The sequence below is a fragment of the Exiguobacterium sp. TNDT2 genome, assembly GCF_003331145.1.
Lineage (GTDB): Bacteria > Bacillota > Bacilli > Exiguobacteriales > Exiguobacteriaceae > Exiguobacterium.
Genome location: NZ_QLVE01000003.1, coordinates 18,573 through 29,166, shown reverse-complemented (window position 1 = coordinate 29,166; position 10,594 = coordinate 18,573). Strand labels below are relative to the sequence as shown.

Annotated in this window: 7 protein-coding genes; all 7 read right to left on the bottom strand. The window is 53.5% G+C overall.

Annotated features, from left to right (window positions below):
* Positions 1–187: 187 nt before the first annotated feature.
* Positions 188–2,590 (bottom strand): YhgE/Pip domain-containing protein, encoded by a 2,403-nt coding sequence (locus DPV68_RS03225; protein WP_114165393.1) that lies wholly within the window; start codon positions 2,588–2,590, stop codon positions 188–190.
* Positions 2,591–2,785: 195 nt separating this feature from the next.
* Positions 2,786–3,322, bottom strand: coding sequence for a S1 domain-containing RNA-binding protein (locus DPV68_RS03220; protein WP_034781804.1), 537 nt, complete (start codon positions 3,320–3,322; stop codon positions 2,786–2,788).
* Between the two features lie 75 nt (positions 3,323–3,397).
* Positions 3,398–3,772: an FtsB family cell division protein gene (locus DPV68_RS03215; RefSeq protein ID WP_021065740.1), complete on the bottom strand. Its 375-nt coding sequence runs from the start codon at positions 3,770–3,772 to the stop codon at positions 3,398–3,400.
* A gap of 45 nt (positions 3,773–3,817) precedes the next feature.
* Positions 3,818–4,090 (bottom strand): RNA-binding S4 domain-containing protein, encoded by a 273-nt coding sequence (locus DPV68_RS03210; protein WP_021065741.1) that lies wholly within the window; start codon positions 4,088–4,090, stop codon positions 3,818–3,820.
* The gene (gene yabN / locus DPV68_RS03205) at positions 4,087–5,502 is read right to left on the bottom strand and encodes a bifunctional methyltransferase/pyrophosphohydrolase YabN (protein WP_114165392.1); all 1,416 of its coding nucleotides are present in this window, start codon (positions 5,500–5,502) and stop codon (positions 4,087–4,089) included. The genes DPV68_RS03210 and yabN overlap by 4 nt, the downstream gene beginning before the upstream one ends.
* 1 nt (position 5,503) lies before the next feature.
* The gene (locus DPV68_RS03200; protein WP_114165391.1) at positions 5,504–7,051 is read right to left on the bottom strand and encodes a polysaccharide biosynthesis protein; all 1,548 of its coding nucleotides are present in this window, start codon (positions 7,049–7,051) and stop codon (positions 5,504–5,506) included.
* A complete protein-coding gene (gene mfd / locus DPV68_RS03195; protein WP_114165390.1) occupies positions 7,035–10,559 on the bottom strand; it encodes a transcription-repair coupling factor in 3,525 nt (1,174 codons plus the stop codon). Before mfd ends, DPV68_RS03200 begins: the two co-directional genes overlap by 17 nt.
* Positions 10,560–10,594: the final 35 nt, after the last annotated feature.

The following is a 10,594-nucleotide window of genomic DNA, read 5'->3' as shown; positions in this document are numbered from 1 at the left end:
TCACGGGTATGAACCGTACGCTCTAGCCAGCTGAGCTACACCGCCATGTTATTGTTGTGTCCTAAGCACATTTTCTATAATAACCAGTACCCACGCCAGTGTCAATTCTTTTTTAAAAGTTTTTTCACAAAAAAATCGTGTATAGTGTCGTCTTATCCACTATACACGATTTTCAGTTCGTTGTGCATCATGCTTCTGACGTCGTCAGCCGATATTTTTTCTTCCAAGCGATGCGGAAATATCCCCATAGCAGGAAGAAGCAAGCGGTTGAGACGAACGCCAAATAGATGATTGCTTGTTGCAAATAACTCCAACCGTCCGCTGACAAAATCTCTTTATAGCCAGCAACCGTATACGTCATCGGCAACCAGGCGTTGAATGGTTGTAACGCGCTCGGAATGAGTTCGAGCGGGAACGTTCCGGCCGACGTCGTCAGTTGCAGGATCAATAGGACGATGGCCACGAAACGACCTGGGTTCCCGAGTGTCGTGACGAGCAGCTGCACGATTAAAAGGAACGTGATGCTGACGAGCCAACTGAATCCAAAGAACTGGAGTGGTGCCTCGACTTCAAGTCCGAGTAGCATGACCATCGCCACATCCAAGACGAGCGCTTGAATAAATCCGATAACGAGCAACACACCTGATTTTGAGACGAGCCATGACAGGCTGCGTTTCGGTTTTCCAGCCGGATCGTACAGCGGATAGACGATCGAGAGCAAGAGCGCCCCGACGAATAGTCCGAGTGACATGAAGTACGGTGCAAAACCCGTTCCGTAGTTCGGGACCTTGTGAATCGATTCGTTGACGACCGTGACCGGTCCGGCCATCATGTCGACGTTATCGTCTCGGATGTCGATCGCGGCCGCTTCGGCCCCATCGGCGAGCGCGTCCCGTAACGTGCTGTTACCGGATTCTAACGCTGATAGCCCATCTACTAGTTGGCTACTTCCAGATTGTAAGTCTTTGCCCCCATTCGCCAAACGCGAGGCTCCGTCCGCAAGTTTGTCCGTTCCGTCACCCGCACTCTTCGCTCCATCCTCGAGTTTTGAACTTCCTTCTGAAAGAGCTCCTGTCGCTTCGGTCAGACGGTTGCTACCTGTCGCAAGTTCGGCGGTCCCGTCTTTCAACTCCCCGACCCCGGCGTTTAATCGATCGCTCGCGGCAACCAGCTCTTTCGAACTCGTAGCGGCTGTTTGCGCCCCTTGTTCCACTTGTGTCGACCCATCCGCCAACGCTTGCGCTCCACTCGCGAGCTCGGCTTGTCCGTCACGTAACGTCATCAATCCCGATGCAAGTTCATTGGCACCATCCTCTGCTTGCGTCAATCCGTCACCGAGCGCGGCCTGTCCTTCTTTCACACGCGTCGCTCCCGCGGACAGTGCATCGAATCCAGCGGCTGTCGCTGTTTGACCTTCCGCCAATTGGGCCACAATCGCCTGTAGCATCTCTGGTGAAGCAGGTTGCCCTGCCTCGGCGAGTGCTGACAGCTGGGTCATCAACTGATCTTGACTGGCCAACACTTCTGTCTTCATCTGACCGATTCCGGCCACGAGTTCCGTCTCTCCTGCCATCAAGGCGGCATTCCCTTCTTTCGCCGCCGTCATCGCGGCCGCCAATTCATTTGAACCGGCACTCAATTGCTCACTGCCGTCCTTCGAACGCTGAATCCCGGCCGCGAGTTGTTGAACGCCTTGATTGAGAGAAGCCGTCCCGCTGTACAATTCCTCCAACTTCGAGGCGAACGTGTCTGTCCCTTCGACAAGTTGGCTCGTTCCGTCTTGAAGGGCGGACGCCCCGTCATTCACTTGACGTGCCCCGTCTGATAAAGTGGCACTGCCATCATGTACTTGCCGGCTTCCGTTCGCTAACTCGGTCGTCCCTGCCTCGAGTTGCGCGACACCTTTGTTCAATTGACTCGCTCCGTCGGCCAACTCCTGTTGTTTCGAAGCGAGCAATGCGGTCCCGTCGGCCAACTCGGTCGCGCCATTCTCAGCAGTCTGCGAGCCCTCTGCCAGTTTCGCGGCCCCGGTTGCGGCGTCATCGAGCCCAGAAGCGGCATCTTGAATCCCGTCACGCATCGCACTGACATATTGTTTCGTGACCTCGGTCGATAGTTCGCCTTTCACTTGTTCCATCGCCGAACCACCGATTTGAGCCGCTAAAAAGTTATACGATTCATTGGCGATGTACTTCAGTTCGAGCTGCTCCGGCTCTTTCTCGAGCGCGGTCGTCGCTTTTTCCGAGAAATCCGCCGGGATCTCAATCGCCATGTAATAGTCATGGTCGTTCAATCCTGACTCAGCCTCTCGTTTCGTCGTCTCGACAAATTCGAACGCATCAGACGTCTTTAATTTCTCCACGAGTTCATCACCGATAGTCAGTTGTTTCCCATCGAACGTTGCACCCCGGTCCTCATTCACGAGTGCCACCGGCAAGTCTTTCATCTGTCCATACGGATCCCAAAACGCCCATAAGAACATCCCGGCATACATGAGCGGTACGAGTGCGACCGCGAGAACCGGAATCCAAACGCGTCGATCTTTCCCGATGCTGCGCCATTCCGCTGTCCACAGTTTCCATCCATTCATTTCAAATCTCACCTTTCACTTATAAAACATAACTATTTTTTCATGTTCCCTATTGTGCTCGCTTCCTTTCAAAAATGCAACCTTTTTTAGTTATTTTTCATAACAAAAAAATAGACGACAAAAAACCACAGACTGTGATAGTCTGTGGTTCGTCGTCTTTATTGTTACGAGTAGAAGCTGATGGTTTACGAAGGGTTACCCGCGCTTGGCTCCACGTCCACCGCGTTTTGAATCTGTTTGACGTTTTAATGTTGTTAAGCGCTCGTCGCTATCTTTCAAGAACTTGCTCATCAACGTATCGAACGTTTCTGGTTCACGGCGTACTTCACGACGTCCGCCGCCGCCACGTGGACCGCCACCGCGTGGACCGCCGCCACCGCGTGGGCCACCTTGTCCTGGACCACCTGGGCGTGGGCCGCCTTGACCCGGGCCGCCTGGGCGTGGGCCACGAGAGAAACGCTCGCCGGCTGGACGCTCTGGACGTTCACTGACAGGGCGATCGACGGCCTTTTTGATAGACAACCCGATTTTGCCATCATTTTCGACGTTCAAGATTTTGACCGTCACTTCTTGACCGACCGTTAGCACTTCATTAATGTCTTTGACGTAAGAATCGGCCACTTCACTAATGTGCACCAAACCCGTTTTGCCATTTGGAAGTTCTACGAACGCTCCGAAATGCGTAATCCCTGTAACCTTACCTTGTACCTTGCTTCCTACTTCAATTGACATAAAATAATGTACTCCTTTTTTTGATTGATTCCCTACAATTATACGAGTCGATTCGTCAACGGTCAACGAACCCACTTATTCCTCTGGTGAGAAGTAAAAAATAATCTCGCCATCTTTCGAGAACAACAGCTCGTTGCGCGCTAGATTGGCGATGTATTCTTCGTCTTGTAAACGCTCGACCTGCTCTTTCAGTTCTGATTGTTCGTCCTTCGTTTCCCGAAGTTCGACTTGCGCTTCATTTTGTTTCCGTTCTTGCTCCGACACATATCCGACTTTCGAGAAGTAACTTTGACCGATGAAGACAACCATTAACAAAAAGAGAAGTGAAGCCGCAGCCAGGCGGCGTCGAAGATGGATACGTCGCCGGTTCTGTTCTTTTTCCAGCTGCTCTCTCCGTTCATCAAGAGCCCGAATCCGCTGTTTGCGTTCCATCGGATTACGTCCATTCATCGAATCACCTTCCTCCTGTCCTGTTACGTTCAGTATACCTTTTTTTTACGCTTCCGTACCACTGTTCACCTTTTCTTCTTTGAGCAAGCGGTACATTTCTTTCGCATCCTCTTTGCGGGCATGCTCGGCAATCGAGTCAATGACGACTGTGACGAGCTTGTTCCCGAAGCGAATTTGTAACTCGTCACCGACTTTAACATCCGTACTCGCTTTCGCCACTTGTCCGTTCAATTGAATCCGGCCTTGGTCAGCGACTTCTTTCGCCAACGTACGCCGCTTAATCAAGCGGGATACCTTCAAAAACTTATCTAGTCTCATAATCCCTTCTCCTTCGCTTCATCCCAGAGCCGATCCATCTCTTCGAGCGTCATCTCTTCGAGGGAACCGTTCGCTTCAATGTATTCGAATCGTCTCTTAAATTTTTGATTGGTCCGTTCGAGCGCCTGCTCGGCGTTCAACTTGAAATAGCGCGCCACGTTGACGATTGAGAAGAGAACATCGCCAAGTTCTCGTTCATCTTCAGGCTGACTTCTCCACTCGTGGAGTTCTTCTTCCAACTTCTCGAACGCACCTTGAACATCGTCCCATTCGAAACCAACTTGCGCAGCTTTCTTCTGCAATTGCTCGGCCCGCATCAATCCAGGTTGCGTCATGAGAACACCATCTAGCTGCGATTTTCTCTTTTCCCCTTTTTCCACTTGTTTAATCGCATTCCAATTCGTCACGACTTCATCGGCATTATCGACCGTCACATCCCCGAACACATGCGGGTGACGGCGGACCATCTTCTCACTGACCGTGCCAATGACGTCTCGGATATCAAAATAGCCTTCGTCCGCTCCGATTTGGGCGTGGAGCATGACTTGGAGCAACACGTCACCGAGTTCTTCGACGATCGCATCATCGTCTTCCTCATCGATTGCTTCAATCAATTCGTACGCTTCTTCGAGCAAATATTTGCGAAGCGATTCGTGCGTCTGCTTTCGATCCCATGGGCACCCGTCCGGTCCACGGAGTGTCGCGATGATGTGCTTCAACGTCGAAAACTCGCGGGCGAGATGTGCTTCGTCCATCAACGGCGGCACATAGAGCGTCGTCAAGTTATCGACTTCTGCCACGCGGTCCATCTCGTAAAGCGGGATTTCACTGACCCGCTCGCGTTTCGTCCCGGCGGCCGTCACGAGTTTAACGATGTGCTCATCCGGATACCGTTCCATTAACTGAACTTTTACGTCTCCGGCCACGAACCCATCATACACTTGGCCAATTAATACGTGTTGGGTCACTTGAATCCGTTCCACATCGAGAGCGGTCGCATCAAGTAATTGGAAGCCGTTAATCGGATCGATGCGCAGGGCTTGGAACATGGCGTCCAAAAAGCTCTGACCACCGAGGAACGTGACGTCCGCACCTTGCTCGACGAGCAGCTCGACGGTCCGCTCCGCTACGAACGGATGACCCGGCACGGCATAGGTGATGGCCAACTCCTCACTCTTTTCAAGCAACGCTTCAACGATTTTGGCATACACTTCCTCAAACGTATCGCACGACTCGTAAATCGCATCAAACGATTCAAACGTCACACCTTCCGCCTCAAGTTCGCTGACGACCGGATGTTCTTTCGTACGCAACCAAACGAGCGGTTGCTGCTTCAAATGACGATACACACCGAGCGGCAATTGCTCGAATTCGCCGGAGCCGAGGCCGACGACCGTAATTCCGTAACTCATATCAGTTCTCCTTTTTCTCTAGCAGATTGATGAGACGACCTCCGAACGGGATCATTTCCCACTCGTCTATCGTCAAGATTTGTTCTTTCCATAAACGCCAGACATAACTGCCAGCCCCGACTACGAGCATAAAGCCGAGCCAAACGAGAGCATCGAGACGATTTGGCAGCCAGTTCATTATGATGACATTCAAACCGAACAAGACACCCCCCATTGGCGCCACCGTTTTGACGAGACGCCCATAGTGTCGAAATCGGAGCATGCCAAGCGGGATGATTTGATCTAGACGTTTGAAATTGAAAGCGGCCATCGTTAAAAAGGCAAGGGATGTTCCGAGGGCAGCCCCTTCGATGCCATAAGGAGGGACGAGCCACAGATTGCTGACGAGTTTGACACCGATCGCGAGGATCATACCGACAGCGGCCGTCCGTTCCCGGTCAATCGCCTGCAGGCACGTCATACTCGCCACGGCAAGCGAAGCAGCAAACGTACATGTCGCCAATAGAACGAGTGCCATTGTCCCAGCGGCATTTTCGAATAAGGCAATATTTAATGGAAGCATGACACCCATCAAGCCAATCGTCGCCGCCGCGGCGACTGTCGTCGTCACGCGGATCATCGAGCTGAGCCCAGATGACGTCGCCTCGACCCGACCAGCTCGGTAATGGCGCACCAAGTTCGGTACGTTCGCCATTCCGAGCGCCGTCGTGAAGAGAATCGCGAATTGAACGAGCGGATAGCCTCGGTCAAACACACCTTTTCCGACTTTCGCCGCGTAATCCCCGCCCATTAGATTGACAATCGTGAACGAGTCGACGAGTTGCATCCATAAGATTCCGAGCGAGGCGAAGCCGACGGCAAAGCCGGTCGTCAGTAAAATTCGAAGGACAGACCGCAACGTCGCATGCTGGACCGGCACGAGCCGTAGCTGTTTCACCCATAGCGACAGGATGATGATGGCGACAACACCTCCGACGAGCGTCGCCCCATATGCGTATCGACTGAGCGTATAGGCGTCTTGGCCCAAGCGCACGCCAATCAACAAGGCGACGAGTAAAACCGTTACACGGACAAGGTTCTCTAGCACTTGCGAGATTGCACTCGGTCTTAAGTCATCGACGGATTGAAACGAACCGCGGAGCACCGCCAACGCGGGCATAAGCAAATAGCTGAGGCTGATGACGCGTAACGTCGGTGCGAGCTGCATGTCACCGAGAAGACGGGCAATGACCGGTGCCAGCATCCACATCGCGATGACAAGGGCGAGGCTGAGGCCAAGTAAGACATAAAAACTCCCCCACAACACCTCGAGCTTGCGTCTCGGCCCTTGGGCCCCGACCCCAATTTTCGCAATCACGACCGGCATCGCATACATACCGAGCGAGGCGACGATCGCGGCAAACGGGTATACCGTCTGATAGGCGTATAAGCCAAAGTCTCCGGCGATATTTTGGTAGGGCACTCGGTAAGCAAAACTGATGAATTTTGAAAGATAGCCCGCAAGCGCAAATAAGACGACGCCAGTCGCAAACTTACTTGGCGACCGCATGCGCCAACCTCTTCACGAGCTCCTCGAGTACTGTATCGGCATCGTTCAACAGTTCGACGACCGGCATGCGGCCACTGAGCGACAACTTGAGTGCACCGTTGTCTTGTCCGACACCGAGTTTCCGACCGAGCGGCATCGTCCATTCCATGAATGACGGCACGTCGAGCGCCGTCGTCGATTCGAGCGACAAGACCATCTCGATGCGGCCCGGCGACTGTTTGATGCGCGCCACTTTCGCCATCTCGCCATAAATACGCAGACGCGTCAGTTGGATGAGGAGCGCGACCGGTTCCGGGAATTCGCCGAACCGTTCGATCAACTCGTCTTGGAGGGCGAACAACGCCTCTGGTGTATCGACATATTTGAAGCGTTTGTACATCTCAATTTTCAATTCGCTGTCCGATAAATAGTCGTCCGGGATATACGCATCCGCTTGGAACGCGATCTCCGGTTTGAAGACAACTTGTTTCGCCTGGCCGCGCATACGGTCTTTCCGTTCCTCGATGGCTTCGGACAACATTTGTGAGTATAAGTCGAATCCGACCGAATCGATGAACCCGGACTGTTGGGCTCCGAGCAGATTGCCGGCACCGCGAATCGATAGGTCGCGCATCGCAATCTTGAACCCGCTCCCGAGCTCCGTGAACTCTTTAATGGCCTGTAGCCGGCTCTCCGCGACCTCGGTCAAGCGCTTGTCTTTCCGATACGTGAAGTAGGCGTAGGCAATTCGGTTAGAACGGCCGACACGACCACGTAGCTGATACAGCTGTGACAGCCCCATCTTGTCTGCATCATGGACGATGAGCGTGTTCACGTTCGGGATATCGATGCCGGTCTCGATGATCGTCGTCGAGACGAGCACGTCGGCTTCTCCCTCGAGGAAACTGATGAGCTGGCTCTCGAGTTCGGTCTCGGTCATCCGCCCGTGTGCCGTCGCGATGCGTGCTTCCGGCAACAAAGCGCGAATCTCTTCTGCCTTCCGTTCGATGCCTTCGACACGGTTGTAGAGGAAGAACGCCTGTCCGCCTCGCGCCAGTTCGCGCTCAAGCGCCTCACGCAAGACGATGCCATCGTATTCCATGACGTACGTCTGCACCGGGTAGCGGTTCTCTGGCGGTGTCTCAAGCACTGACAAGTCCCGGATGCCGATCATCGACATGTGGAGTGTCCGCGGGATCGGTGTCGCCGTCAGCGTCAGGACGTCGATGTTCGTCTTCAACTGTTTGAGCCGTTCCTTATGTTTGACCCCGAACCGCTGCTCTTCATCGATGATGACGAGACCGAGGTCGGCGAATGTCACATCTTTCGACAAGACGCGGTGCGTCCCGACGACGACATCAATCGTCCCTTCCTTCAATCCTTTCTTCGTCGCCGCCATCTCGCTTTTCGAGCGGAAACGGCTCATGACGGAGACGTTGATTGGAAATTCACTGAACCGTTCGAGCATCGTCTCGTAATGTTGTTGCGCGAGCACGGTCGTCGGCACGAGGAACGCGACTTGCTTCCCGGCGAGCACGGCTTTGAACGCAGCTCGAATCGCCACTTCCGTCTTGCCGTAACCGACATCGCCGCAAAGGAGACGGTCCATTGGTCGCGACCGTTCCATGTCGGCTTTGATTTCGGCGATGGAACGGACTTGGTCTTCTGTCTCGGCGTAAGGGAACGAGCTTTCGAACTGGCTCATCTCTTCGTCATCACCCGGGAACGCGTAGCCGACGGACGCTTCACGCGCCGCGTACAGCTTAATCAGTTCATCGGCGATGTCTTCGACCGATTTGGCGACTTTCGATTTGACCTTCTTCCACTCGGTCCCGCCGAGTTTGTAAATCTTCGGCTCTTTACCTTCAGCCCCGACATACTTTTGAACGAGATCGATTTGATCGACCGGGACGTACAGCGCATCGTCGCCCGCGTAGACGAGATGTAAGTAGTCTTGGTGAATGCCGCCGACTTCAATCGTTTTGATCCCGAGGTACTTCCCAATTCCGTGATGGATGTGGACGACGTGGTCGTTCGGTTTCAATTCTTGGTAACTCTTAATCCGTTCGGCGTTCGTCAAATTCTTCGTCTGTCGTTTTCGCTTCGTGACGCGTTTGAACAGTTCCTCCTCGGAGACGACGACGAGACGGCTCGTCGAGAGTTCAAAGCCGCCTTCGATTTGTCCGATCATGACATGAACGTGACGCGGCAACAGCTCACCGTCCACATTCGTGAACGTTGACGAGATGCCATAATCATCAAGCAATGCTACCACCTTGTCGGCCCGCGTTTGATCCCCTGCTAAGAAGACGAGACGATGGTCACCTTGTTGCCAACGTTCGACTTCTTGCTTCAGTAAGTGCATCTGCCCGTGAAACGCCGGGAGCGGACGGCAACTGAGGTGGACCGTGTTCGTCTCCGGAATCCCCGACCGTCTCGACGGGAGGAGCGAGAACGCCACTTGCTTCAAATCACGAAACACTTTATGCATCGGAACGGCAAGCGTATAGTTGCTGACGGATTCCCCGCGTTCGATGAGCGACGAGAACCATTCGGCTTCCTCGCGATCTTGCACGTCGGCGGCGTCTTCAATTCGTGCCACTTCATCTAAAATCAAAACAGCATCCGGTCCGACATAGTCGAGGAGTGTCGAGCTATATAGCAGCGGCGTGTACTTTCCAACTTTTTCGGGCGCCTCACCTCGGCCGAACTGTTCGATGTCCCGGGCAATCCCGTCCTCGAGTGCTTGACGAATCGTCTCCGTCTCAATCAACGAGAGCGTCCGATCATATTGACGTTCGAGTGCTTGCCCAGCTTTTTTCAATTGTTCTGTCGAAGCGATAAACTCGGTCGCCGGGGGAATGACCGCTTCGGCGACGACCCCTAGTGAGCGTTGTGTCTCAGCATCGAACGTAAAAATCGAATCGACCTCGGTGTCGAACAAATCGATGCGATACGGACGCGCCTCCGTGAGCGGATAGACATCTAAAATGCTACCGCGGACAGAAAATTCACCCGGTGCGGTGACGGTAGCCGTTCGTTCATATCCGAGCGTGATCAGCGTCTCGGCAAATGGCTTCAAATCAAGCTCTTGACCTGGTTTGATGACTCGATGGCTTGTCCGCCAGTCCGTCGGGCTCGGGATAAAGCGACGTAACCCACCGAGTGGCACGACAAGGACGCCTCCCGTTTCGTCAAGGAGACGTGTTCGAGCTTCAATCCGCGCGGCAAGAAGTTCTGGACTCGATGTGAGTGACAGTTCTCCAGCGAGCGTCTCATCGATCGGATAAAGCAATGTTTGACTCGGGCCGACGAGCGACTCGAGCTGATCGTACATTTTTTGGGCTTGGTACATGTTATGTGTGACGACCACGAGACGTCGGGGCGAATTTTTCGCCAAACCTGCCAACACGAGCGCTTTGGCACTCGTCGTCAATCCGGTGACGAGTTGACGATCAACTTTTGGCAACCGCTCCCGAATCACATTCGTCTCAGGCAATGCCAACATGAATTTCTCTAAAGCATTCATTTTGATTTCCTCCACCTCATACGACAAAAAAGGGT

Coding starts and splice junctions, on each gene's coding strand:
- DPV68_RS03225 (WP_114165393.1), bottom strand. CDS start 2,590: ATGAATGGATGGAAACTGTGGACAGCGGAATGGCGCAGCATCGGGAAA.
- DPV68_RS03220 (WP_034781804.1), bottom strand. CDS start 3,322: ATGTCAATTGAAGTAGGAAGCAAGGTACAAGGTAAGGTTACAGGGATT.
- DPV68_RS03215 (WP_021065740.1), bottom strand. CDS start 3,772: ATGAATGGACGTAATCCGATGGAACGCAAACAGCGGATTCGGGCTCTT.
- DPV68_RS03210 (WP_021065741.1), bottom strand. CDS start 4,090: ATGAGACTAGATAAGTTTTTGAAGGTATCCCGCTTGATTAAGCGGCGT.
- yabN (WP_114165392.1), bottom strand. CDS start 5,502: ATGAGTTACGGAATTACGGTCGTCGGCCTCGGCTCCGGCGAATTCGAG.
- DPV68_RS03200 (WP_114165391.1), bottom strand. CDS start 7,051: ATGCGGTCGCCAAGTAAGTTTGCGACTGGCGTCGTCTTATTTGCGCTT.
- mfd (WP_114165390.1), bottom strand. CDS start 10,559: ATGAATGCTTTAGAGAAATTCATGTTGGCATTGCCTGAGACGAATGTG.